This is a genomic window from Methylobacterium sp. E-012, from assembly GCF_057836545.1.
In genome coordinates, this window is the sequence record NZ_JBYQEY010000001.1 from 5627432 (window position 1) to 5653155 (window position 25724).

General features: G+C 70.2%; 20 protein-coding genes and 1 tRNA gene. 17 read left to right on the plus strand and 4 right to left on the minus strand.

The genetic code is table 11. The features are described 5' to 3' along the window. Positions 1 to 25 precede the first annotated feature (25 nt). Complete coding sequence (locus AC3IF1_RS27040) at positions 26 to 403, plus strand: TIGR02300 family protein (protein WP_489220095.1); 378 nt, start codon at positions 26 to 28, stop codon at positions 401 to 403. 150 nt (positions 404 to 553) lie between these two features. Beyond that, positions 554 to 629 (plus strand) — tRNA-Ala (locus AC3IF1_RS27045). Between the two features lie 103 nt (positions 630 to 732). Here the strand turns inward: AC3IF1_RS27045 and AC3IF1_RS27050 are convergent. Then, positions 733 to 1221, minus strand: a complete 489-nt coding sequence (locus AC3IF1_RS27050) for an Lrp/AsnC family transcriptional regulator (RefSeq protein WP_007564896.1) — start codon at positions 1219 to 1221, stop codon at positions 733 to 735. A gap of 441 nt (positions 1222 to 1662) precedes the next feature. Between AC3IF1_RS27050 and mdeB the strand changes: the two genes are divergently transcribed. From mdeB to AC3IF1_RS27080, 6 genes are all read left to right on the plus strand, one after another. Continuing rightward, on the plus strand, positions 1663 to 4338 hold the full coding sequence (gene mdeB / locus AC3IF1_RS27055; protein WP_489220096.1) for an alpha-ketoglutarate dehydrogenase: 2676 nt from the start codon (positions 1663 to 1665) through the stop codon (positions 4336 to 4338). Positions 4339 to 4575: 237 nt separating this feature from the next. After that, positions 4576 to 6003: a 2-oxo acid dehydrogenase subunit E2 gene (locus tag AC3IF1_RS27060; protein WP_489220097.1), complete on the plus strand. Its 1428-nt coding sequence runs from the start codon at positions 4576 to 4578 to the stop codon at positions 6001 to 6003. An 11-nt stretch (positions 6004 to 6014) separates the two neighbouring features. Further along, positions 6015 to 7733 carry a dihydrolipoyl dehydrogenase gene (lpdA, locus tag AC3IF1_RS27065; protein ID WP_489220098.1) on the plus strand — a complete coding sequence of 573 codons (1719 nt, stop codon included), beginning with the start codon at positions 6015 to 6017 and terminating at the stop codon, positions 7731 to 7733. Between the two features lie 231 nt (positions 7734 to 7964). Further along, complete coding sequence (locus AC3IF1_RS27070; RefSeq protein ID WP_489220485.1) at positions 7965 to 8558, plus strand: hypothetical protein; 594 nt, start codon at positions 7965 to 7967, stop codon at positions 8556 to 8558. Positions 8559 to 8683: 125 nt separating this feature from the next. Continuing rightward, entirely contained in the window at positions 8684 to 9094 is a 411-nt protein-coding gene (locus AC3IF1_RS27075; RefSeq protein WP_243972648.1) for a DUF2147 domain-containing protein, read from the plus strand. A 110-nt stretch (positions 9095 to 9204) separates the two neighbouring features. Further along, a complete protein-coding gene (locus AC3IF1_RS27080; RefSeq protein ID WP_243972650.1) occupies positions 9205 to 9480 on the plus strand; it encodes a hypothetical protein in 276 nt (91 codons plus the stop codon). A gap of 84 nt (positions 9481 to 9564) precedes the next feature. On the opposite strand, the gene alaS is transcribed toward AC3IF1_RS27080, so the two are convergent. Next, positions 9565 to 12246: an alanine--tRNA ligase gene (gene alaS, locus AC3IF1_RS27085; protein WP_489220099.1), complete on the minus strand. Its 2682-nt coding sequence runs from the start codon at positions 12244 to 12246 to the stop codon at positions 9565 to 9567. Between the two features lie 314 nt (positions 12247 to 12560). Between alaS and AC3IF1_RS27090 the strand changes: the two genes are divergently transcribed. From AC3IF1_RS27090 to AC3IF1_RS27110, 5 genes are all read left to right on the plus strand, one after another. Then, positions 12561 to 13733 carry a transglycosylase SLT domain-containing protein gene (locus tag AC3IF1_RS27090; RefSeq protein WP_243972656.1) on the plus strand — a complete coding sequence of 391 codons (1173 nt, stop codon included), beginning with the start codon at positions 12561 to 12563 and terminating at the stop codon, positions 13731 to 13733. A 119-nt stretch (positions 13734 to 13852) separates the two neighbouring features. Beyond that, positions 13853 to 14449 carry a response regulator gene (locus AC3IF1_RS27095; RefSeq protein WP_489220100.1) on the plus strand — a complete coding sequence of 199 codons (597 nt, stop codon included), beginning with the start codon at positions 13853 to 13855 and terminating at the stop codon, positions 14447 to 14449. Between the two features lie 153 nt (positions 14450 to 14602). After that, positions 14603 to 15532, plus strand: coding sequence for a transglutaminase family protein (locus AC3IF1_RS27100; RefSeq protein WP_243972659.1), 930 nt, complete (start codon positions 14603 to 14605; stop codon positions 15530 to 15532). Between the two features lie 67 nt (positions 15533 to 15599). Beyond that, complete coding sequence (locus tag AC3IF1_RS27105; protein ID WP_489220101.1) at positions 15600 to 16418, plus strand: transglutaminase-like domain-containing protein; 819 nt, start codon at positions 15600 to 15602, stop codon at positions 16416 to 16418. A gap of 125 nt (positions 16419 to 16543) precedes the next feature. Then, positions 16544 to 17191, plus strand: a complete 648-nt coding sequence (locus tag AC3IF1_RS27110) for a L,D-transpeptidase (protein ID WP_243971412.1) — start codon at positions 16544 to 16546, stop codon at positions 17189 to 17191. A gap of 72 nt (positions 17192 to 17263) precedes the next feature. Here AC3IF1_RS27110 and AC3IF1_RS27115 read toward each other — a convergent pair whose 3' ends face one another. Next, positions 17264 to 17635 carry a hypothetical protein gene (locus tag AC3IF1_RS27115; RefSeq protein ID WP_489220102.1) on the minus strand — a complete coding sequence of 124 codons (372 nt, stop codon included), beginning with the start codon at positions 17633 to 17635 and terminating at the stop codon, positions 17264 to 17266. A gap of 293 nt (positions 17636 to 17928) precedes the next feature. Beyond that, complete coding sequence (locus AC3IF1_RS27120) at positions 17929 to 18417, minus strand: phasin (protein ID WP_489220103.1); 489 nt, start codon at positions 18415 to 18417, stop codon at positions 17929 to 17931. A gap of 246 nt (positions 18418 to 18663) precedes the next feature. Here AC3IF1_RS27120 and AC3IF1_RS27125 point away from each other — a divergent pair, with 246 nt between their 5' ends. From AC3IF1_RS27125 to AC3IF1_RS27140, 4 genes are all read left to right on the plus strand, one after another. Then, positions 18664 to 21087, plus strand: coding sequence for a sensor histidine kinase (locus AC3IF1_RS27125; RefSeq protein ID WP_489220104.1), 2424 nt, complete (start codon positions 18664 to 18666; stop codon positions 21085 to 21087). A 263-nt stretch (positions 21088 to 21350) separates the two neighbouring features. Then, complete coding sequence (acs, locus tag AC3IF1_RS27130) at positions 21351 to 23297, plus strand: acetate--CoA ligase (protein WP_243971404.1); 1947 nt, start codon at positions 21351 to 21353, stop codon at positions 23295 to 23297. A 125-nt stretch (positions 23298 to 23422) separates the two neighbouring features. Beyond that, entirely contained in the window at positions 23423 to 23797 is a 375-nt protein-coding gene (locus AC3IF1_RS27135; protein ID WP_243971402.1) for a DUF485 domain-containing protein, read from the plus strand. Continuing rightward, positions 23794 to 25476: a cation acetate symporter gene (locus tag AC3IF1_RS27140; protein WP_489220105.1), complete on the plus strand. Its 1683-nt coding sequence runs from the start codon at positions 23794 to 23796 to the stop codon at positions 25474 to 25476. Before AC3IF1_RS27135 ends, AC3IF1_RS27140 begins: the two co-directional genes overlap by 4 nt. The last annotated feature ends 248 nt before the right edge of the window (positions 25477 to 25724 follow it).

Consider the following 25724-nt stretch of genomic DNA (forward strand, 5'->3'; position numbering starts at 1 on the left):
AGTAGTGACGACGAGGTGTCCGCCCGTGGCCCGACCGGAACTTGGCTTGAAGCGCCAATGCATGAGCTGCGGCGCGAAGTTCTACGACCTCGCCCGCGACCCCGCCGTCTGTCCCAAATGCGGGGCGGTCTATCAGGCGGCCGCCACCAGCCGGGTTGCGGCGCCGGTGGTGTCGCGGGCGTCGAACGACGATGAGGAAGAGACCGACGAGAAGGGTCCGGAGCTGGTCTCGCTCGACGGGGTCGAGGCCGCCGAGGACGAGGCGGATCCGACACCCGAGGACGAGACGGTCGAAGACGGGGATGCCGCCGAGGACGATACCTTCCTCGAGGAGGAGGATGCCGGCGACGACGACGTCGCGGACCTCATCGACGGCGACATCGAGAACGACGAAGAGAGCTGAAGGCGGTCTCCGCACCGCCTTCGAAAACACCCCGACCGAGACGAAAAAAAGGGGTTGAGTCCGCGGCGCGAGCCGCCTATAGAACCGGCCTCGCCGGACGACAGCCGGACGGCGAGGCCCCGCGGGACCCAAACCGCGGCGGATGAAAGTGGGGCCTTAGCTCAGCTGGGAGAGCGCTTCCATGGCATGGAAGAGGTCATCGGTTCGATCCCGTTAGGCTCCACCATCCTCCCTTCAGCGCGTCGTGTCCGGATCGGGCATTGCGCGCGCCCCAATCCTCATGATGTCCGCCGCCCTGCCCCGCGATTGGTCGTGCGGGCGTCGTCGGATCACCGCGTCAGGTGACCGAGCGGCAGTGCCGTCGTGTACTTCACCTGCCCCAGCGCGAAGCTGGAGCGGATATTGGCCACCCCCGGGATGCGGGTGAGGTGGTCGAGCACCAGGCGCTGGTACTGGCCGAGATCCTCCACCACCACCCGCAGCATGTAGTCGGCCTCGCCACTCATCAGGTAGCATTCCATCACCTCCGGGCGACTGCGGACCGCCTCGTCGAAGGCCTGGAGCGCGGCCTGGGTCTGCTTCTCCAGCGAGACGTGGACGAAGACGTTCACCGCGAGCCCGAGGCTCATCGGGTCGACCACCGCGACGCAGCCCCGGATGATCCCGGCCTCCTTCAGGTCGTTGACCCGGCGCCAGCAGGGCGAGGTCGACAACCCGACCTGCTCGGCGAGATCGGCGATGCTGATCTCGCTGTCCTGCTGCAGCCGTTCGAGGATGCGGAGGCTGGCGGCGTCCAGATGGGCCGGTCGGGAGACCACGTTTTCGTTCTCCGGTTTGCGACGGGCATAGCATGCCGCTGATCGCCGGATGGAAGGAAAGCTTTTGGTGGTGCCGATCGAGGAGGGCGTCCCCTTGCGCATGCGCCGACCCTCCTTGCGTGCGCAGCGAACCAACCTGGGGCAGCGCTACGGTTGGCGATCGCGCGGCGCACCGGGTGGCCTCGCTGCGCGCGCAGGGACGGCGTACGACGAGGCACCGAACGATCCGACGGTGAGCCGTCTCGAAGACCGATGAATGGTTCGCAGCGACATCCTTCATCGCGCGGTTGGCCCCGAGCGGGTCGTGCCGCCGGCAGAATGTACCAGTTTCACCGGCGAACTGGGCAAACCATGCTAATCATCGGTCCCGCATAACAAAAATTCGGCATGTCGGCCCGCGTCCGAACCCGTATGCTTCGATGAAAAGCCGGGAGCTGCCCCATGAACGCCATACCGCCGAGGACGACGATCGCACGCTCCGCCGAGGTCGATCACGATCCGGCCGAGACCCAGGATTGGTTGGCCGCCCTCGAATCCCTGTTCCGCACCGAGGGCGCGGCGCGGGCGCGCTTCATCCTCGACCGGCTGGAGCGCCGCTCGAAGGAGATCGGCATCCTCGACGAGGCCCTGCCCTACTCGCCCTACCGGAACACCATCGCGCTCGAGAAGCAGCCGCGCTACCTGGGCGATCTCGACATCGAGGAGCGCCTGACCTCGATCATGCGCTGGAACGCGCTCGCCATGGTGGTGCGGGCCAACATGGCCTACGGCGAGCTCGGCGGGCACGTGGCGAGCTACGCCTCGGCGGCCGAGCTGTTCGAGGTCGGGTTCAACCACTTCTTCAAGGGCGGCGCGGACGGCGATCTCGTCTACTTCCAGCCGCATTCGGCCCCCGGCATCTACGCCCGGGCCTTCCTGGAGGGCCGCCTGTCCGAGGAGCAGCTGAAGCATTACCGCCAGGAGATCGCCGGCGACGGCCTCTGCTCCTATCCGCATCCCTGGCTGATGCCGGATTTCTGGCAGGTGCCGACCGGCTCGATGGGCATCGGCCCGATCCACGCGGTCTACCAGGCGCGGTTCATGCGCTACCTCGGCCACCGGGGCTTGGCCGACACCTCCGCCCGGCACGTCTGGGGCGTGTTCGGCGACGGCGAGATGGACGAGCCGGAATCGATCGGCGGCCTCGCGATCGCTGCGCGGGAGAAGCTCGACAATCTCACCTTCGTCATCAACTGCAACCTGCAGCGGCTGGACGGGCCGGTGCGCGGCAACGGCCAGATCATCCAGGAGCTGGAGAGCCTGTTCCGCGGGGCCGGCTGGAACGTCATCAAGGTGCTGTGGGGCTCCGAGTGGGACGCGATCTTCGCCCGTGACACCAACCACGCCCTGCTGCGCCGCTTCGCCGACACCGTGGACGGCAAGTACCAGACGCTCGGCGCCAAGGACGGCGCCTACAACCTCGCCCACTTCTTCGGGGAGGACCCGGAGGTGCGTGAGCTCGTCGCGCACATGTCGGATGCCGATGTCGACCGGCTGAAGCGCGGCGGCCACGATTTCCGCAAGCTCTACGCGGCCTTCGCCGCCGCCAAGGCGACCAAGGGCCGGCCGACCGTGATCCTGGCCAAGACCAAGAAGGGCTACGGCATGGGCGGCGCGGGCGAGTCGCGCATGACTTCCCACCAGGCCAAGAAGCTCGACGTGGAGGCTCTGCGCGCCTTCCGGGACCGCTTCGCCCTGCCGCTCTCCGACGCGCAGGTGGAGGGGCTGGCCTTCTACAAGCCGGCCGAGGACGGCGCCGAGATGCGCTACCTGCGCGAGCGCCGGGAGATGCTGGGCGGCGTCCTGCCGGCTCGGCGCCGCACGGCGCCGACCGTGACGGTGCCGCCGCTCTCGACCTATGCGGGCTTCGCCCTGGAGGCGGCCGGCAAGGAGATGTCGACCACCACCGCGGTGGTCCGGCTGTTCGGCAACCTCTTGAAGCACAAGGATCTCGGGCCGCGCGTCGTCCCGATCGTCGCCGACGAGGCGCGCACCTTCGGCATGGCCAACCTGTTCCGGCAGGTCGGGATCTACGCCCCCGAGGGGCAGCTCTACGAGCCGGAGGATGCCGGCTCGATGCTCTACTACCGCGAGGCCCGCGACGGGCAGCTGCTGGAGGAGGGCATCACCGAGGCCGGGGCGATCTCGTCGTGGACCGCGGCGGCCACGGCCTACAGCGTCCACGGCCTGTCGATGCTGCCGTTCTACATCTACTACTCGATGTTCGGTTTCCAGCGGGTCGGCGACCTGATCTGGGCCGCGGCCGACCAGCGGGCGCGCGGCTTCCTGATCGGCGCCACGGCGGGCCGCACGACGCTCGGCGGCGAGGGCCTGCAGCACCAGGACGGGTCGAGCCACCTCGCGGCGGCCGCGATCCCGAACTGCCGGGCCTACGATCCCGCCTTCGCCTACGAGATGGCGGTGATCGTCGATCGCGGCGCCCGGGCGATGATGGAAGAGGGCGAGGACGCTTTCTACTACCTCACCGCCATGAACGAGAACTACGCCCAGCCCTCCATGCCGGAGGGGGCTGAGGCCGGCATCCTCAAGGGGATGTACCGCCTGTCCGGACCGGAGACCGGGCAGGCCGCGATCCGCCTCCTCGGCTCGGGCGCGATCCTGCCGGAGGTGATCGCCGCCTCCGTGCTGCTGGCGCAGGATTGGGACGTCGCCGCGGAGGTGTTCAGCGTCACGAGCTTCAGCGAGTTGGCACGCGATGCCCGCGAGGCCGAGCGGCAGGCGATGCGGCACCCGGAAGCCGATGCCCCGGTGAGCCACGTGGCGGCGCTGCTCCCGGGCGCGACGCCGGTCGTGGCGGCGACCGACTACGTCCGGGCCTACCCGCAGCTCATCGTTTCCTATGTCGGCGCCCGGTTCGTGACGCTCGGCACCGACGGGTTCGGCCGTAGCGACACCCGCAATGCGCTCCGCCGCTTCTTCGAGGTGGACCGGCAGCACGTGGTGGTGGCCGCCCTGCACGCGCTCGCCGAGGCCGGCACGGTGCCGCGGGCCACGGTCGCCGAGGCGATCCGGCGCTACGGGATCGACGCAGATACGCCGGCGCCCTGGACGATCTAAGACATCCAACCCGCGTCCTCATCCTGAGGCGGCGGAGCGAAGCGGAGCCCTCGAAGGAGCCCTCCAGCTGGCCGCGCGATCCCTGGAGCCCTCCTTCGAGGCTCGCTTCGCTCACACCTCAGGATGAGCGTGTGGGTGGGACAGAGGCTAGAGCGCGAACGAACGCCGCGCGGCCCGGCCCCGGACCTCGCCCCCAAAAACCACTCCACCCAAGACAAGCCACGGAAACTCGCCCGCATGAGCGCCGCACTGCAGATCGCCCTCCCGGATATCGGCGATTACCGGGACGTGCCGGTGATCGAACTCCTGGTGAAGCCGGGCGACCGCCTCGCCGTGGACGACCTGATTCTGAGCATCGAATCCGACAAGGCGACCATGGAGGTCCCCTCCCCGGTCGCCGGCACCGTGCGGGAATTGCTGGTCGCGGTGGGCTCGAAGGTCTCGGAGGGCACGCCGATTCTCATGGTCGAGCCGGCGGAAGGCGGCGAAACGGTCGACGCGCCTACCCCTCCCCCCTCTGCGGGGGAGGGTACCCTGCGCAGCAGGGGGGGACGGGACGAAGTCCCGCAAGAGGGGCAGCGCGACGATGCGGGTTTCACACCTGTCGTGACTCTTCCGGATACCGCGCTCCCCTCTCCCGCCCCCCTTCGGGGGCCACCCTCCCCCGCAGAGGGGGGAGGGAGCGCGCGTGGCATGTTGCGAGCGAGCCTTCCCCCGGCCCAGCCGTCGAACGACGATCAGCGGCCCGTCACGTCGGGCGAGGTCCATGCCAGCCCCTCCGTGCGCCAGCTCGCCCGCGAGCTCGGGATCACCCTCGACCGCGTCCCCGCCACCGGCCCCAAGGGGCGGATCCTGCGCGAGGACCTGCACGCCTTCGTCAAGGCGGCGCTCCAGGCCCCAGCCCAGACATCAGCGGCGCCCTCCGGGATCGGCGCCTTGCTGCCGCCGTGGCCGACGGTGGACTACGAAAAATTCGGCCCGGTGCGCCGCGAGCCGCTGTCGCGGATCCAGACGATCTCGGGGGCCAATCTCAGCCGCAACTGGCTGACCATCCCGCACGTCACCAATTTCGACCGGGCCGACGTCACCGAGATCGAATCGTTCCGGGTCGGCCTCAACGCGGAGACGCGCACGCCGCCGGCGCGGGTCACCATGGTGGCCTTCCTGATCAAGGCCGCCGCCCTCGCCCTGCGGGCCTATCCGCGCTTCAACGCCTCCCTGGAGGGCTCCGACCTCGTCCTCAAGGAGTACGTCCATGTCGGCTTCGCGGTGGACACCCCGAAGGGCCTGATGGTCCCGGTGGTCCGCGACTGCGACCGCAAGGGGCTGATCACGATCGCCACCGAGATGGCAGCGCTGGCCGACAAGGCCCGGGCCGGCAGCCTTTCGGGTGCGGACATGCAGGGTGGGTGCTTCTCGGTGTCGTCGCTGGGCGGCATCGGCGGCGACGGCTTCACCCCGATCATCAACGCCCCTGAGGTCGCGATCCTGGGCGCGGCCCGTTCACGCACGGAAGCGGTCTGGGACGGAAACGCCTTCCAGTCGCGGCTGATCCTGCCGCTCAGCCTGTCCTGGGACCATCGCGTGGTCGACGGCGTCGCCGCCGCCCGCTTCCTCGGCCACATCGCGTCGGTCCTGTCGGACCTGCGCCGCGCCCTGCTGTGATCGACGACGCCATGCCCGAGACTCACGAGATCCGCGTCCCCGATCTGGGGGACTACGCCGACGTTCCGGTGATCGAGATTCCGGTGTCGCCCGGCCAAGCCATCGCCAAGGACCAGACCCTGCTGGTGGTGGAATCCGACAAGGCGACCCTGGACATCCCGTCGCCGGTGGCGGGACGGCTCGTGGAGATGCTGGTGGGCCTCGGCGACACGGTCTCGGCCGGCACCCTGGTCGCCCGCATCGCCGCCGTGGAGGCGGTCACCGGTGAGGCCCCAGCGAAGCCGGCCACGGCAGGGTCCGCGACGGCGGGAACCGCGGAGGCGGAGTGCGACGTGCTGGTGATCGGTGGCGGCCCCGGCGGTTACGCGGCCGCCTTCCGGGCCGCGGATCTCGGGCGGCGGGTGATCCTGGTGGAGCGCCACGCGACGCTGGGCGGCGTGTGCCTGAATGTCGGCTGCATCCCGTCCAAGGCGCTGCTGCACGTGGCGGCCGTCACCGAGGAGGCCCAGCGCCTCGCCGCTCACGGCGTCAGCTTCGGCGCGCCGACGATCGATCTGGACAAGCTGCGCCACTTCAAGGCCGGCACCGTGCGCCGCCTCACCGACGGGCTCGCCCAGATGACGCGACAGCGCAAGGTCGCGGTGATCCGCGGGACCGCGCGCTTCACCGGGGCGAACGCGGTGACGGTGGCGCTGCACGCGGGCGGCGAGACGAGCCTCGCCTTCGCCAGCGCCATCGTGGCGGCGGGCTCGTCGCCGGTGGCCCTGCCGATGCTGCCGGACGATCCGCGCATCGTGAATTCCACGGGGGCGCTCGAACTGCCCTTCGTACCGGGCCGGCTGCTGGTGATCGGCGGTGGCATCATCGGCCTGGAGATGGCCACGGTCTACAGCGCGCTCGGCGCCCGGGTCGACGTCGTCGAACGGCTGCCCAACCTGCTGGAGGGCGTGGACCGCGATCTCGTGGCGGTCTGGACCAAGCGCAACGCCCATCGGTTCGACCGCGTGCTGACCGGCGCCGAGGTCGTCGCCGCGACGGCCGGCCCGGAGGGCATCGCCGTGACCCTGGCGGGCGAGGCGCAGGCGACGCGCTACGATCTCGTGCTCCAGGCCGCAGGCCGCCGGCCGAACGGGGCGGCGCTCGGCCTCGACGCCGCGGGCGTCGCGGTGCGGCAGGGATTCGTGACGGTCGACAGCCAGATGCGCACGGAAGTGCCGCACATCTTCGCCATCGGCGACCTCGTCGGGCAGCCGATGCTCGCCCACAAGGCCGTGCATCAGGGTCTCGTCGCCGCCGAGGTCGCCGCCGGCCACAGGTCCGGGTTCGACGCCGCGGTCATCCCCTCGGTGGCCTATACCGATCCGGAGATCGCCTGGGTCGGGCTCACCGAGGCCTCCGCCAGGGCGGCGGGCCGGAGCGTCGAGGTGGCGCGCTTTCCCTGGGCGGCTTCCGGCCGGGCCATCGCCAACGGCGCGGATTACGGCCTGACGAAGCTGCTGTTCGAAGCCGGGACCAAGCGGATTGTGGGCGGAGCCATCGTCGGTCCGAGCGCGGGCGACATGATCGGCGAGATCGCCCTCGCGATCGAGATGGGGGCCGACGCCGTCGATATCGGCCGGACGATCCATCCGCATCCGACGCTGGGCGAGACCGTCGGCCTGGCCGCGGAGGTCGCGCTCGGCCTCTGCACCGACCTGCCGCCGGCGGCGCGCGCCTCGTCCGGTCGATAGGGTGCTTCTCGACCGCGCCCGGCATGGCGCGTGGGGTGGACTTCGGGCCGGCCCGGGCGTCTAACCCGCGCCGAGGTCGGGGCCATCCGGCCGAAGCCGGCATGTCCGATGAGGAGCCTCGGTGTGGAATTGCCGTCGCGGCGTGGGCCAGCTTTTCGGCGGACGAAGCCCATCGGGCATCCACCCGGTCGCGGCGATTCCGCGTCCCGCGACGACAGCACGCGCGCCCGCATACTCGCGGCCCTGCTAGCCGTTCTGCCGGTGAGCGGCCCGGGCAAGGCCCTCGCCGAGACACCGGCCGCGATCGACCTATCCACGGGCCGGGACGCCCTCGTCGCGGGGCTGCGCGGCCGCATCCTCGCCGCCCACAGCGCGACGCTCGCCCTGGAAGGCTGGTGCGCGGAGCACAGGATGGCGACCGACCCGCACCTCGTGGCGGAGCGCCTGCCCGGGCCGGAGAAGCCGCTCACCGCCGCGCAGCGCACGCGGTTGGCGATCGGCCCGGAGGAGCCGGTGCGCTATCGCCGGGTGCGCCTGGTCTGCGGCGATCACGTGATGTCTGAGGCCGACAATTGGTACGTTCCGGCCCGCCTGACGCCCGAGATGAACGCGACGCTGGACGGGACCCGTACTCCGTTCGGCCGGGTCGTGCGCCCGCTCGCTCCGGTCCGCCGGACCGTCGCGGTTCGTGCCGCCGGCGCCGAGTCCGGTCCGGACGATCCCCTGTTCGAGGTGGACGCGGTGCTCTCGACCGGGGCGGGCCAACCGTTCTGCGAGGTCGTGGAGACCTACCTCGGCACCGCGTTGCCAACCCCGACGCGCTGACGGAGAAGCGTCGGCCGGGACACGCGCACCGCGGCACGCGGCCGGGCGCTGTCACCGCCTGACGATATCGGAACGCCGGGTTCCGCATCATGCTTCGGGCGGGAAGAATCATCGGGAGGCATGGGATGCGTTCGAGGCTTGGCCTTGCGGCTCTGTTGGCGCTCGCGGCGGGCGCGTCCGGCGGCCCGGCGCGGGCCGCCGATCCGGCGGGTCTGTGGCTTACCGAGACCGGCAGCTCGCGCATCCGCGTCGCGCCCTGCGGCGGCGGGTTCTGCGGGACGATCGTGAGCGCCCCCGGCAAGGCGTTGGATGCCAAGAATCCCGACCCGGCATTGCGCGGGCGCAGCGTCGTCGGCGTCCAGATCCTCGACGCGCGCCAACCGGACGGTTCGGGCTACGCGGGTTCGCTCTACAACCCGAACGACGGCAAGACCTATTCCGGCTCGCTGCGCCTCACCGGGCCCAACACCCTCGAGGTTTCCGGCTGCGTCATGCGCGTCTTCTGCAAGCGGCAGAGCTGGACGCGGGCCAACTGAAGCCGCGCGGCCCGCGACGCTGGGATCGCAGATTTTTTGCCGCGTCGCAACATCGCAGGATCGATTGTGCGCTATCGAAGTTGCCTGGGTCGGAACCGATAGGAATTCTCATGACCCGGACTTTGCTCGCCACCGTTCTCGCCTTTGCCGTCATCGCGCCGGCAACCGCTCAAGTCATCGAGACGCCGAACAGCACCACGGTGGTCGTGCCGTCCGGGGCGCCGGGCGTGGTCAGCACCCAGTCCAATGCCACCGGTGCCGATCCGGCGATCACCTACTCGCCGACCGGACAGCCGGCCGATACGATCTCGAACGATTCGGCGGCAGGCGGCAATGCCAATCAGCCGTCGCGGGTCGCCCCGCAGGGCGGCGGCGGCGGCAAGTAAGTCGCCCGACGGCCCAGACGATCCCACCCCTTGAATCGAGGCCGCTCCGGAAACGGGGCGGCCTTTTCACGTGGGGCACGCGCCTCAGGCGGCTTCGGTGAGGGCCTGTTCGACGGCGTCGAGGGCGGCTTCGGCTCCGGCGCCGTTCGGCCCGCCGGCCTGGGCCATGTCGCGGCGGCCGCCGCCGCCCTTGCCGCCGAGCGCGCCGGCACCGGCCCGGACCAGCCCGACCGCGTCGTAGCGCGCCGTCAGGTCGTCGGTGACGCCGACCACGAGGCCCGCCTTGCCGTCCGCGGCCACGGCGACGATCGCCACGATGCCGGAGCCGAGGCGTTTCTTCTCCTCGTCCATGATCGGCTTGAGGTCGCGCATGTCGAGGCCCTCGACCACCGAGCGGCGGAAGGCGATTCCGGCGATCTCGGTCTGGCGCGAACCCCCGCCCGATCCGGATTCCGAGGCACCCATGGCCAGCTTGCGGCGGGTCTCCGCCAGTTCGCGCTCCAGGCGCCGCCGATCCTCGATCAGCGCCGTGAGGCGGTCCGGAGCCTCCGACACCGGGGCCTTCAGGATGCCGGCGAGGGCCGCCAGCGTCCGGGCTTCCCCGGCGCGGTGGTGACGCGCCGCGTCGGCGGTCAACGCCTCGATCCGGCGGACTCCGGCGCCGACGGCGCTCTCCGCCACCACGGTGATCGCCCCGATATCGCCGGTGCGCGCGGCATGGGTGCCGCCGCAGAGCTCGATGGAGAAGTTCCTGAGCCGTCCCGCCTCAGGCTCCCCGCCGACCGGCAGGCCCATCGAGACGACCCGCACCTCGTCGCCGTACTTCTCGCCGAACAGCGCCCGGGCGCCCGACGCGATGGCATCGTCCACCGCCATCAGCTTGGTCACGACGGGGGCGTTCTGGAGCAGCACCGCGTTGGCGATGTCCTCGACCCGGGCCAGTTCCTCCGCCTCGATCGGCTTCGGGTGGCTGATGTCGAAGCGCAGGCGGTCTGGGCTCACCAGGGAGCCCTTCTGGGCGACGTGGTCGCCCAGCACCTGCCGCAGCGCCTCGTGCAGCAGATGGGTGGCCGAGTGATTGGCCCGGATCGCCCGGCGGCGGGCGTGATCGACCTTCAGCTCCACCGGCTGTTCGAGGCCGAGCGTCCCCTCCTCGACGGTCACGTGGTGGACGAACAGGTCACCGAGCTTCTTCTGCGTGTCGGTGACGCGCGCCCGCAGGCCCGGCGCCAGGATCAGCCCGGTATCGCCGACCTGGCCGCCCGATTCCCCGTAGAACGGCGTCTGGTTGACGAGGACGAAACCGCTCTGGCCGGATCCGAGCCTTTCGACTTCGGCACCGTCGCGCAGCAGCGCGGTGACGATGCCCTCCGCGGTCTCGGTCTCGTAGCCCAGGAACTCGGTGGCGCCGAGGCGCTCGCGCAGGCCGAACCACACCGTCTCGGTGGCCGCGTCGCCCGAGCCCTTCCAGGCTTCGCGGGCCGCCTGCTTCTGGCGCTGCATCGCCACCGCGAAGGCGTCGGTGTCGACGCCGATACCCCGTGCCTTCAGGGCATCCTGAGTCAGGTCGAGGGGGAAGCCGTAGGTGTCATAGAGCGTGAAGGCCGTCTCGCCGGAGAGCTTGTCGCCGGCCGCGAGGTCGCGGCTCTCCGCGTCGAGGATCGACAGGCCGCGCTCCAGGGTGCGCCGGAAGCGGGTCTCCTCCAGCTTCAGGGTCTCGCCGATCAGGCTCTCGGCCCGCATCAGCTCGGGATAGGCCTGGCCCATCTCGCGGACCAGGGTCGGCACGAGGCGGTAGAGGGTGGGCTCGCGCGCGCCCAGGATCTCGGCGTGCCGCATGGCGCGGCGCATGATCCGGCGCAGCACGTAGCCGCGGCCCTCGTTGCCCGGCAGCACCCCGTCGGCCACCAGGAAGGAGGAGGCCCGCAGGTGGTCGGCGATCACCCGGTACGAGGCGAGCGTCGCAGGCTCCGGCGCGCGGGAGACCGCGTGCGCCACCGCGTCGATGAGCGCGCGGAACAGGTCGGTCTCGTAGTTCGAGGGCACGCCCTGGAGGATCGCCGCCATGCGCTCCAGGCCCATGCCGGTGTCGATCGACGGCCGCGGCAGGGGGTTGCGCACCCCCGGCTCCAGCTGCTCGTACTGCATGAACACCAGGTTCCAGAACTCCAGGAACCGGTCGCCATCCTCGTCCGGGGAGCCGGGCGGGCCGCCCTGGAGCGCCGGGCCCTGGTCGATGAAGATCTCGGAGCACGGGCCGCAGGGGCCGGTATCACCCATCTGCCAGAAATTGTCGGAGGTCCCGATCCGGATGATCTTGTCGTCGGACAGGCCCGCGATCTTTTTCCAGAGGCCGGCCGCCTCGTCGTCGTCGGCGTAGACGGTGACCAGGAGCCGGTCCGGCTTCAGGCCGAACTCCTTGGTGATCAGCGTCCAGGCCAGCTCGATGGCGCGGTCCTTGAAGTAGTCGCCGAACGAGAAGTTGCCGAGCATCTCGAAGAAGGTGTGGTGGCGCGCCGTGTACCCGACATTGTCGAGGTCGTTGTGCTTGCCGCCGGCCCGCACGCATTTCTGCGCCGTCGTCGCCCGGTCGTAGGCCCGCCGCTCGACGCCGGTGAAGACGTTCTTGAACTGCACCATGCCGGCGTTGGTGAACATCAGCGTCGGATCGTTCTTCGGCACGAGGCTCGAAGAGGGTACGACCTCGTGTCCCGCCTTCGCGAAGTAGTCGAGGAAGGTCGACCGGATCTCGTTGACGCCGCTCATCGGGGCTGACTCTGGCAGGAACACGGGACCGGGCTCCGCTCACCTTGAAGCGGTGCCCGCATGGCGCCCTCTTAGAGCCGTTCCCGATCGCGTTGCAATCGGGGCGGGGTTCGAGCGCGGGGTCTAAGTCCTTGTCGCTCCGCGCTCCCCGCCGATCCGGCGGGGCTCCGTCTTGAGGGGCGCCCGGGTATCCGCCGCGAAAACACCTGTCTCCGCCCCAGAGCCGCCACAAGCGCGGCCGTGTTGTCGCCACATCTGTCAAGCGATGTTGAGTCTCTGGCGCCGTCAACGGCGCGCGAGGATTCGGGAAAACGATGCAGGGCCGCGCGGTCGGATCGTCGAAGACCATCACGGGCAAGCCGGGCTCCGCGCCCGGCCATTTCGGCTCCGGCCATGCCGACGTGATCGCCGCGCAGCCGGTGCTCGGCCGTGCCCATGGCAGCCGTCCGGCCCTGTTCCGGTCGCTGCTGACGGTCTCGCTGATCGCCGGCGGCCTCAGCGCCGCCCTGATCGGGTCGGGGGTGGACCTCGGCAAGGTGGGCCTCTCGCCGGCCGTGTCGCCCGCCGAGGCCGCCACAGAGATCACGATGCCGCGGCCGCGCATCCATACCGTCGCGCTGGAGGACGAGCTGGAGCGGACGCCGCTGCGCGCCTCGTCGAGCTTCGCCGCCGTGCACGATCTCGACACCGATATCGGCTCCAACACGGTCGACCGCGTATCCTACGACTTCCTCCTGTCGGAGAGCGCGGCCGGCGACCCGAACGACATCCTCGAATTCGGCCCGATGAAGATCCGGCGCCACCTCGTCCAGACGATCGTGCGCGCCGCGCAGGCGGTGCAGACCGACCCGGTCCTGCTCATGGCGGTGGCCGACAAGGAATCGAGCTTCGTCACCGCGGTCCAGGCTAAGACCTCCTCGGCCACGGGCCTGTACCAGTTCATCGAGCGGACCTGGCTCGGCGTGGTCCGGGATTTCGGACCCAAATACGGCCTCGCGAAGGAGGCTGCGCTCATCACGGCCGATGCCAACGACCGGCCGGTGATCACCGATCAAGCCGAGCGCGCCCGGGTGCTGGAACTGCGCCGCGATCCCTATCTCTCCGCCTTGATGGCCGGCGAGATGCTGAAGCGCGACGCCGCCCGCATCGCCCTGCGCATCGGGCACGAATTGTCCCTGGGCGAGGTCTATCTCGCCCACTTCCTCGGGCCCGACGACGCCGGCGAGTTCCTCGCCAACGTGGTGAACAAGCCCGCCGCCGCCGCCGCCGCGCTGCTCCCCGGCCCGGCCCGGGCCAACCGCTCGATCTTCTTCGCCGCGAACCGGTTCGTCGGGCGGGGCCGGCACCGCAAGCCGCTCAGCCTCTCGGTGGCGCAGGTCCACGAGAAGTTCGAGGCGATGATGAGTGCGCGCGGGTCGCGCTACCAGAACGTGCAGGCCGTGTCGGGGATCATGGCCTACGCGGACGCGGAAACCGCCACCCAGTAACGTCTCGGCGCGCCGGCGGGCGATTCGGTTGCGGGTGCGCAACCACCGGCGGATTGCCGACTTTCCTCCCTGTACGCTGCGTTTTTTTCCGGCGTGCGGGAAGACTTCGGGGGGAGTCCTTGAGAAAGCACCTGACGAGCGCACCCCTGCCGCTCACCGATACGCTATCGCCGGGTATCCCGCTCGATCAGATCGGTCGTACACTCGCGTCCGTCTACGATAATTTGGTCACCGAGGGTGTACCGGAACATCTGGCCGCCCTCGTCCGCCGCGTCCGCCAGACCGCCGACGATGCGCCCGCGCGCCGCGGAGCGGAGATCGCCGGGGCCGCCGCGACCCATCCCCAGGTCGCCCTGGTGGTCGAGGACGATCCCGAGATCCGCGCCCTGGCCGAGACCCTGCTCGAGGAGACCGAGCTCGACGTCATCGGCTGCGACAGCGCCGAGGCGGCCCTGTCGGTGCTTCAGGCACGGGGCGGCGACGTCGCCCTGGTCTTCGCCGATATCCGCCTCGCCGGCCGGATGGACGGGCTGCAGCTCGCCCGGGCGGTGGCGACCCTCTGGCCCCGGGCGCGGCTGGTGGTCACCTCGGGCCATGGCCTGCCCAGACCCGATTTGCCGCCCGAGGCGGTGTTCATCCCCAAGCCCTGGCGCCCCCTCGACGTGCTGGTCGAGGCGGAGCGCGCGACCGCCGAGCCGGCACCCCCGGTCGTCTGAGCGTCCCGGCGGCGCGGGCGATCGCGAAGCCGGCTTCCCGGCCCGGTGTATGGCGCGGCGGACCGGGCCGGACCCCGACGGGCCCGGCTCTTGCATCGGTGGATGCCTCACTGTGGTGAAAGACGTGTCGGCACGAGCCCGGAGACTGCCGATTTGCCGATCCTGTCCGTCAATCACCGAACGGTCTATCAGTACCGGCGGCCGGTATCCTTCGGGGAGCATCGGATCATGTTCCGGCCCCGGGACAGCTACGATCAGCGGCTGATCGAGGCGACCCTGGACATCACCCCCGAGCCGGCCTCGCTGCGCTGGATGTTCGACGTCTTCGGCAATTGCGTCGCGGTCGCGACCTTCGACACCCGGTCTGAGCGGCTGACCTTCGCGTCCGGCATCACCCTCGAACATACGCCCGGGCACGCGCCGGTCTTCCCCCTGGCGCCGCACGCGACCGACTACCCGTTCGGCTACGGCGCCGAGGACATGCCGGATCTCGCCCGCTCCATCGAGCGGCAATGGCCCGACCCGCGCCACGAGGTCGATGCCTGGGCGCGCAGCTTCCTGCCGCAGCAGGGCCGCGTCCCCACGCAGGAGCTGCTGGCCGCCATGACCCGCAGCGTCCGGGCCAACTTCACCTACCTGGCCCGGTCCGAGAAGGGCGTGCAGGACCCGCTCACCACCCTGCGCGGCAAGCGCGGCTCGTGCCGCGACTTCGCGGTGCTGATGATGGAGGGCGTGCGGGCCCTCGGCATGGCCGCGCGGTTCGTGTCCGGATACCTCTACAATCCCCGCAACGACCGGGCGCGCCATGTCGGGGGCGGCTCGACCCATGCGTGGCTGCAGGTCTACCTGCCCGGCGCCGGCTGGATCGAGTTCGACCCGACCAACGGCATCGTCGGCAACCGCGACCTGATCCGCGTCGCGGTGACCCGCGACCCCGCGCAGGCGGTGCCGCTGCACGGCTCCTTCTTCGGCCTGGCCAGCGACGATCTCGGCATGCGCGTCGAGGTCGACGTGGTCGAGTTGGCCGCGACGGCGACGACCCAACCCGACTGTCAGGGGCCCGGCCCCACCCCGGCGCGTTGAGCTGCCGGACCCAGAACGAGCGTGCGTGGCGACCCCGCGCGGATGGCGACACAGTGAGAAGGCCGCGATGAAGATCAAGACCGGTTTCGATATCGCCTTCACGATGTCCCAGCCGACCCCGATGATCCTGATGCTGACCGTTCACCCGTCGCGGATGCCCGACGTGCTGACGCCGCACGTGATCACCTTCGATCCGCCGATCCCGGCGCGCGCGTATCAAGACGTCTTCGACAACACCTGCCACCGCATCCTCGCGCCGCCCGGCCAGCTGACGGTCTCGGCCGACATCACCGTCCAGGATTCCGGCCTGCCCGACCCGGTGGTGCCGGAGGCGCGCCAGATCGCGGTCCAGGATCTACCGGACGCGGTGCTGATGTTCCTGCTCGGCTCGCGCTACTGCGACACCGACAAGCTCTCGCAGACCGCCTGGTCGCTGTTCGGCTCGACCCCGGAGGGCTGGGCCCGGGTCCAGGCGATCGTCGACTACGCCCACGAGCGCCTGCGCTTCGACTACCAGCGCGCCGATGCCACCCGCACCGCCCATGACGGCTTCATGCAGCGCGAGGGCGTCTGCCGCGACTTCGCCCACCTCGCCATCACCCTGTGCCGGTGCATGAACATCCCGGCCCGCTACGCCACCGGCTATCTCGGCGACATCGGCGTGCCCAAGGACCCGGCGCCGATGGATTTCTCCGCCTGGTTCGAGGTCTATCTCGACGGGCCCGGGGGACCGCGCTGGTACACCTTCGACGCCCGCCACAACTGCCCCCGGATCGGCCGCATCGTCATGGCCCGCGGACGCGACGCCACCGATTGCGCGATCTCGACCAATTTCGGTTACGCGCATCTGGCGCGGTTCGATGTCCACACCGACGAGGTCGACTGAGCCGCCTCGCACGGTCGGACGGGGATACGTATTCCGCCGCCCCGTAGAATCTTGGCGGTTTTGTGGAACTGCCTGGCTATGCCCACGCTTGTAATGGCAAAGGTTATCGCACAGGCAGGCCACCCATGAAGACCACGGTCACCGCACTCGCAGCACTCCTCGGCGCGACTGTTCTTGCCGCGACGCCGGCCCTGGCAGCCTCGTCGTACGATCCCTTCGGGAACGAGGATTCCAACGCCTACTACTCGGATCAGGGCCAGTACGGTTACCAGGGGACTTACGCCCCCGGCTACGGCCAGGGCGTGCAGGCCGCGCCGCAGGCGCAGGTCCAGCCGATCCCCCGCGAGGTCGTGGCCTTCAACGCGCCCTACACCCCGGGGACCATCGTGGTCTCCACCGCCGAGCGCCGTCTCTATCTGGTCCTGGGTGACGGCCAAGCCCTTCGCTACGGCGTCGGCGTCGGCCGCCCGGGCTTCAGCTGGAGCGGCACCAACACGATCACCGCCAAGCGCGAGTGGCCGTCGTGGACCCCCCCGAAGGCGATGATCGCCCGCCGGCCCGACCTGCCGCGCTACATGGCTGGTGGCATCGAGAACCCGCTCGGCGCCCGTGCCATGTATATCGGCTCGACCGAGTACCGCATCCACGGCTCCAACGAGCCGGACACGATCGGCCAGGCGGTGTCGTCGGGCTGCATCCGGATGACCAACGACGACGTCACCGACCTCTACGAGCGCGTCAAGGTCGGCGCCAAGGTCGTCGTTCTGAACTGAGCCGGGCGGGCCCCCGACCCGTACTCGATCGACGTGGCCGCATCGTCCCCGGACGGTGCGGCCGTGGCGCGTTTACGGCACGACCCGCCCGATTGCGGTCTGCGGCGGGCTGAACGACGCGATCGGGAGATCGCAGAAGCAGCGCACGCCGAGGGGCTTCGGGCCGGGGAGCGGGCAGGAGAACGGCTTCGGGCCGGTGATTCCCCGCTGCACGGCATCGCAGTTGAAGCCGACGGGCTCCCGCTCGATCCGGCGCGGCGGCCGGCGATATCCACGCGCGTCGCCCGGCTCCTCGTAGCCGGACGGCGGAGCACCGTAGGCGGGGCCGTCGACATACTGGGCCCGCGCCGCCGTGCCGGGCAGCGCGGTGGCGAGCGCCAGCGCGGCAACCGTCAGGCGGAGGGGCATAGACGAGCCGATACGGCCAAAGACAGCGTGGCGCATCCTGGAATCCTTCGCGCGATGCGGATCCATCCCGTCCGCCGGGCGGCTCTCCGGGGCAATACCGGCGAAAACGAGACGGCCCGCCCCCGGGATCGGGAACGGGCCGCGTCGTGACGTGCGACCGGAGATCGGGTCGCCGCTTGGGATGCGGCACGGCGGGCGCCGCCCGACGACCAGCTGCATCTGCCGCCTCGGCGCATCGTCCTGGATATCGAAACCCGGACGACGCGTTCGATGGTTAGGTTTGCATCATCGTTTTCCGGAAGCTGGAAACCACCTTTCGGGATGATGCTTTAGTGGCTGCTGCGCTCGGCGGCGTCCTGGGCGTTGTGGACGGCGTTCTTGGCCGCATCCTGCCCCTGCTCCATCGCCTTGCGGGCCTCGTCGGCGCCCTGCTGCATCGCCGACTTCGCACGCTCGGCACCCTGCTGCATCGCGCTCTGGGCGATGCCGCTGAACTCCTTGGCCTGCGCCTGGATGGCGGCGAATTGGCTGCGCACGAACTCGGCCTGGTGCTGCATCGCCTCCTGCATGTCCCGGGACCGGACAAGCTTCTGGGCGAGGTCGAAGGCCGCGTTGACGTTCTGCTCGGCGTATTCGAAGCCGCGCGTGGACACATCACGGGCGTTGGTGCGGGCCAGCTCGGTCGAGCCCTGCACAGTGTCGGCGGTGCGACGGGCGGCACCGATGAAGCTGTCGAAGGCCTTCCGGGCCTGCTCGACGCTCTTCTCGGCGAGGTCGCGCATCTCGGCCGGGACTTCGTAGTTCGGGGGATTGCTCATGTGCCGTCTCCTCTCATGTTGACGCCTGTGGATGGCTCTTTGTGCACCGCACAATAACCGATTCGTCACTGTATGCCACCCGCGCCACCGGCGTTAAGGTTGACATGCCGTAAACGTGTGACGGTCGGCGCAAGAGTCCAGCGCCGCGACGACGGGGAGTTTACAATAGGGCTACGGTCGTGCGCGTTTCTCGGGCAGATGGGTCCGGGGAACGGGGGACCGCGTGTGGGTTCGAGGTCGCGGGTTGTGGAGACGACACTGACATCCACCGACGAAGCCGATCGACCGGGGCTCGCCGCCGCCTTCGCGGCCTGGGCGCGGCTGCCGAGCCTGTCGGCTGCGTTGACCGCGCCGGATTCGGTTCACCTGGTCGTCGATCCCGGGACCGGGCAGATCCTGCATGCCTCGCCGACCGCGCGTCCCCTGGCCGACGTCTGCGCCGCCGCGGATCTGTCCCGGCAGATCGCCGCCGCGGCCCCGGGGGATGCGTCGCCCCGGCTCGCACGGCTGCGCTTCGACCCCCGCAGGATCGCGCCCCCGGTGCTCTGCTGGCTGGCCCGGAGCACCCAGGAGGGGGGAAAGCCCGTGTTCCTGGTGATGCCGACCGCTCCGGTGACACCACCCCGGGCGAAGGCGCGCCCGCCGGAACCCGCCGGGATGATGCTGCCGGAGCCGGCGGCACCCGCTCCGGCGCCCAAGCGGGACGACCGCTTCCTGTGGCGCATCGATGCGGCGGGCACGCTGGTCTCGCTCACCGGCTCGGAGGTCCTGGCGGGCCTCGTCGGTCAGCGCTGGCAGGACCTCGCCGCGTCCGGCCACGTGGCCGGGGCCGAGGGGATGCTGGCGGCGCTGCGGGACCGCCGCACCTTCCGCGGCGAGCCGGCGTCGCTGGATGCCGGAACCGGGGCGGTCCGGGTCGAGCTGTCCGGCGCCCCCCTGGGACGGGACGCGGCAGCCTTCGCGGGCTTTGCCGGGTTTGGCCTGATCCGGGGCCTGCCGTCGGCGCGATCGGAGGCCCCTGCGGACGCGGCGGCGCCGACAGCACTGCCCGCGCCCGAGGCATCGCCCGAACCCGGTCCCGCCCGGGAGGCGGCCTCCGCGCGGGAACCCGCCACGGCCCCCTTGTCGACGGACGAGCACGCCGCGTTCCGGGAGATCGCCCGGGCCCTCGGCGCGCGCTACGCCGGCGACGAGGCGGCGCCCGAGGGGCGGCGTCCGAAGGCCGAAGGCGGCGCGGTCATGGTTTTCCCCGGACCCCAGTCCGGTCCCGCGGAGCCGCGCGATGATCGCGCCGCCGCGGGGGCCTTCGCAGACATCCTGGCCGGGCTGCCGCTTCCGGCCCTCGTGCATCGCGGCAGCACGATCCTGGCGGCGAACGGCCGTCTCCTGAGCCTGACCGGTCACGCCGACGTGGCGGCCCTGTCCGTGAGCGGTCTCGGCGGGCTTTTCCCGGGCGCCCCGCAGGACGCAGAAACGGATCCGGCCGCGCGCCTGACCGCCGTCGCGGCCGCCGATGGGCGCGCCCGACCGGTCGAGGCCCTGAGCGGGCCCTGCACCTGGGCGGGCGAGGCCGCCCTGTGCCTGGTCCTCCGCCCGGTCGACGAAACCGATGCAGCCGCCGCCCTCGCCGCCGAGCGCCTCGCCCGCACCGCGCAATCGGAGCGGGCGGCTAGCGCCGAGGCCACCCTCGACGCGCTGGAGACCGGAACCGTCACCCTCGATCAGGCCGGGCGCATCCTCGCGGTGAACCGCGCCGCCGCCGTGCTGCTCGGCTGCGAGCCCCGGGAAATCGTCGGCGCCAGCTTCGTCGCCCAGGTCGACCGGGACAGCGTGCTGGCCGTCGCCGACCTGCTGCGCGGCGTGGCCCGGGGCCGGCGCATCGTCCTGCTCGCCGGCGAGCCCGTGACCCTCGACGTGAGAGCGGTCGAGGGCGACGGCCGCCGGGTGGCCGTGATCGAGCGGACGAACCGCCCTCCGGCGGCCGCCACGGACCTCGCGGGGGGCCGGGCACCGTCGAACGGCGCCGGCACCGCCCTGGTGCGCCTGGACCGCGCCTTCCGCGGACCCCTGACCGGGATGATCGACCTCGCCGACGCGATGCTGAAGGAGCCCTTCGGCACGCTCGGCGACGCGCGCTACCGGGCCTGCCTCACCGAGATCAAGGCCTCCGGCGACGCGATGCTCGAACGGGTGGGCATGCTCCTCGACCTCGCCGCGGTGGAGGCCGGAACCCTGCACCTCGAACCGCGCGCCCTCGATCTCAACGACCTCGCGGCCGGCTGCGTGGCGCAGTTCCAGGCGGCGGCGGCCCGCGGCCGCATCGTCGTGCGGACGAGCTTCTCCACGGATCTCGGCGAGCTGGAGGCCGACGAGCGGTCCGTGACCCGCGCCGCCGCCCTGATCATCGAGAACGCAATCCGGCGCTCGACGGCCGGGGGCCAGATCATCGTATCGACGGGCGCGGCCGAGCGGACGGCCGTCGCGCTGCGGGTGCGTGACACCGGCACCGCGACGCGGGCCGCCGGTCCCGCGGGGGATGTCGAGGAGGGTCTGGCCCTGCCCCGGGCCCTGGTGGAGGCCAATGGCGGCCGCCTCCAGCTGTCGACGCCGACGGAGGACAGCACGCTGGTGGAGATCATCATGCCCACGCGGCGGGCGGCGAACGGTTGAGGCCCGCGGGTCCCGGGCCGGAGGCGGACCCGACAAGTATTCGGGCTCGGCGTGCCGTCTCGGCAAGCTCGGCTTGACAGCGCAGGGCCGAAGCTCCACTCACCGCCTTACATTGTGCCCAATTTATCTACCGATTCCGCAGCGTGCACGAGCGAAAAGGCGATGATATCGCCACCGTAAAGTGTAGGCTACGTTACTTTGGAAGTCCTGGCTGCGCGGTTGAGGCCGCGATACGATCGGACGCCAAGCAGGGATGGAACGCCATGGACGGCAAGATCATCGACGTGCAGGCAGCGTGGCGTGAGGGTGCTCACGTCGACGATGCCACGTACCGGGACATGTATGCGGCGTCGGTCTCGGATCCGGACGCCTTCTGGGGCGAGCACGGCAAGCGCATCGACTGGATGACGCCGTTCTCCAAGGTCAAGAACACCAGCTTCGAGCCGGGCAAGGTCTCGATCAAGTGGTTCGAGGACGGCACGACCAACGTCGCCTACAATTGCATCGACCGGCACCTGGAGAGCCGCGGCGACCAGACCGCGATCATCTGGGAGGGCGACAATCCGGACGAGTCCAGGCACATCACTTACCGGGAGCTGCACGCGCAGGTCTGCCGGATGGCCAACGTCCTGCGCAACCGCGGCGTCGGCAAGGGTGACCGGGTCACGCTCTACCTGCCGATGATCCCCGAAGCCGCCTACGCGATGCTCGCCTGCGCGCGGCTCGGGGCGATCCACGCCATCGTGTTCGGCGGCTTCTCGCCGGATTCCCTCGCCTCGCGCATCCAGGGCTGCGGCTCCAAAGTAGTGATCACCGCCGACGAGGGCCTGCGCGGCGGCCGCAAGGTGCCGCTGAAGGCCAATGTTGACGAGGCGATCAAGCGGATCGGCGCCGACTTCGTGGACCACGTCATCGTGGTGCGCCGCACCGGCGGCACCGTCGCCATGGAGGCGGGCCGGGACGTCTATTACGACGAGGCTGCCGAGCAGGTGACCGACCATTGCCCCGCCGAGCCCGTGGAGGCCGAGCACCCGCTGTTCATCCTCTACACCTCGGGTTCGACCGGCCAGCCGAAGGGGGTCGTTCACACCACGGGCGGCTATCTGGTCTACGCGTCGATGACCCACGCATACGTCTTCGATTACCGCGAGGGCGACGTGTACTGGTGCACGGCCGATGTCGGCTGGGTCACGGGCCACAGCTACATCGTCTACGGCCCCCTCGCCAACGGCGCGACGACGCTGATGTTCGAGGGCATCCCGACCTACCCGTCGAGCTCCCGGTTCTGGGAAGTGATCGACAAGCACAAGGTCAACATCTTCTACACGGCGCCGACCGCGATCCGCTCGCTGATGGGCGGCGGCGAGGGGCCGGTGAAGAAGACCTCCCGGCAGAGCCTGCGGGTGCTGGGCTCGGTCGGCGAGCCGATCAACCCGGAAGCCTGGGACTGGTACTACAACGTGGTCGGCGACCGGCGCTGCCCGATCGTCGACACGTGGTGGCAGACCGAAACCGGCGGCATCCTGATCACCCCGCTCCCGGGCGCCACCGCCCTGAAGCCGGGCTCCGCGACCCGGCCGTTCTTCGGCGTCAGACCCGAGATGGTCGACGCCGAGGGCAAGGTCCTGGAGGGTCCCTGCGAGGGCAACCTCTGCATCGCCGATTCCTGGCCGGGCCAGATGCGCACGGTCTACGGCGACCACGAGCGCTTCGAGCAGACCTACTTCTCGACCTATCCGGGCAAGTATTTCACCGGCGATGGCGCCCGCCGGGACGCGGACGGCTATTACTGGATCACCGGCCGGGTCGACGACGTGATCAACGTCTCGGGCCACCGGATGGGCACCGCGGAGGTCGAATCCTCCCTCGTCGCCCACCCGAAGGTCGCCGAGGCGGCGGTGGTCGGCTACCCGCACACGGTCAAGGGCCAGGGCATCTACGCCTACGTCACCCTCAACGACGGCGAGGAGGGCGACGACGCCCTGCGCAAGGAACTCGTGACCTGGGTCCGCAAGGATATCGGGCCGATCGCCTCGCCGGACCTGATCCAGTTCGCCCCCGGCCTGCCCAAGACCCGGTCCGGCAAGATCATGCGCCGAATCCTGCGCAAGATCGCCGAGGACGATTTCGGCTCGCTCGGCGACACCTCGACGCTTGCCGAGCCGGCGGTGGTGGAAGACCTGATCGAGAACCGGCAGAACCGGCCCTGATCGGTCCGACCTCCAGGACATGACGAGGCGGGTGCCGGTCCGGCGCCCGCCCCCAACAAGAACCACGAAACTCAGGTCTCAAGAAAAACCGGAAGGCCGGAGCGCCTTTGCGGGAGGAACACGCCATGAGCGGCTCGACACTCGGCCTTCGCGGGGGCACGGCGCCCCCCCCATCCCGCAACGCCGCCGCGGCGGTCGATCCGCAGATCGACCGGATCGTCCGGACCCCGGAATTCCAGCAGCTCGTCGCCGAACGCACCCGGTTCGGCTTGATCCTGACGATCCTGATGCTGGTGGTCTATTTCGGCTTCATCGGCCTGATCGCCTTCGACAAGTCGCTCCTGGCCGTGAAGGTCGGCGGCGGCACCGCGTCGCTCGGGCTGTTCATGGGCGTGTTCGTGATCCTGTTCGCCTTCGCGCTGACCGGCATCTACGTGGCCCGGGCCAACACGCGCTTCGACACGCTGAGCGCCGCCCTCAAGCGGAGCGTGGGCCGATGAACCGCCTCCTCCTCGGCCTGACGCTCGCCGCGATCGTGGCGAGCGGCGCCTACGCGGCCGGCCCCGATCTCGGCGCGGTGACGCAATCGGCCACGAACTGGCCGGCCATCGGCATGTTCCTGTTCTTCGTGCTGCTGACCCTCGGCATCACCTACAAGGCCGCCAAGGGCACCAAATCGGCCGCCGACTTCTACGCCGCGGGCGGCGGCATCTCGGCCGGGACCAACGCCCTGGCGATCGCCGGCGACTACATGTCGGCGGCCTCGTTCCTCGGCATCTCCGGCCTCGTCTACACCTCGGGCTTCGACGGGCTGATCTATTCCACCGGCTTCCTGGTCGGCTGGCCGATCGTGCTGTTCCTGATCGCCGAGCGCCTGCGCAACCTCGGCAAGTTCACCTTCGCCGACGTGGCGAGCTTCCGCCTCGACCAGACCTCGATCCGCATCATCTCGGCGGTGGGCACCCTGGTGGTGGTGGCCTTCTACCTGATCGCCCAGATGGTCGGCGCCGGCAAGCTGATCCAGCTCCTGTTCGGCCTGCCCTATCTCTACGCGGTGATCATCGTCGGCATCCTGATGATCGTCTACGTCGCCTTCGGCGGCATGAAGGCGACCACCTGGGTGCAGGTGATCAAGGCCTGCCTGCTGCTCGGCGGCGCGACCTTCATGGCCGGGGCGGTGCTGTTCAAGTACGGTTTCAACCCGGAAACGCTGTTCGCCGCCTCCGTGCAGGTCCACCCGAAGGGCGACGCCATCATGGCGCCCGGCGGCCTCGTGTCGAACCCGGTCGAGGCGATCTCCCTCGGCGTCGGCCTGATGTTCGGCACCGCCGGCCTGCCGCACATCCTGATGCGGTTCTTCACGGTCTCGGACGCGCAGGCCGCGCGCAAGTCGGTGTTCTACGCCACCGGCCTGATCGGCTACTTCTACATCCTGACGTTCATCATCGGCTTCGGCGGCATCGCCCTGCTGATGTCCGATCCGAGCTACTTCAAGCTCGGCGCGGCCGGCACCTTCGACAAGCTCAAGGACATGATCGGCGGCACCAACATGGTCGCCGTCAACCTCGCCAACGCGGTCGGCGGCCCGTACTTCCTGGGCTTCATCTCGGCGGTGGCGTTCGCGACCATCCTGGCCGTGGTGGCAGGCCTGACGCTGGCCGGCGCCTCGGCGATCAGCCACGACCTCTACGCCCAGGTGATCGCCCGCGGGCGCACCACCGAGAAGCACGAGGTCAATCTGTCGAAGCTCTCGGCGGTGGTGATCGGCCTGGTAGCGATCTATCTGGGCTACGTGTTCGAGAACCAGAACGTCGCCTTCATGGTCGGGCTGGCCTTCGCGGTGGCGGCGAGCTGCAACTTCCCCGTACTGGCCATGTCGATCCTGTGGCGCGGCACCACCACCTGGGGGGCGCTCGCGGGCGGCCTCGTCGGGCTGATCTCGGCGGTGGCCATGGTGGTGCTGTCGAAGGCGGTCTGGGTGGCGACGTTCGGCAATGCCGCACCGATCTTCCCCTACGACAACCCGGCCCTGTTCTCGATGCCGCTGGCCTTCGCGACGATCTGGGTCGTGTCCCTGATGGACCGGTCCCGCCGGGCCCAGCGCGAACGCGCGGCCTTCGAGGCGCAGTTCGTGCGTTCCGAAACCGGCATCGGGGCGTCCGGCGCACACGCGCACTGACCGACCGAGACGCGGTGAAAGCGAAGGGCGCGGCACGGGCCGCGCCCTTCTTCGTTTCAGGCGCCCCAAGTGGTTCTCGTGCGCGCCGGACATTGCCGGCGCGCGGCGTCCGGAGGCGCCCACGCGGTTGCTGCGGCGACGCCGCCACGCAACCCACTCATCGGTGTCGATCAGAAAATTCACGATCGGTCGACCGGTTGACCGTGCCTGTCCCAGCGATCACGCATCGCTCATCTGCGTCGCGCACA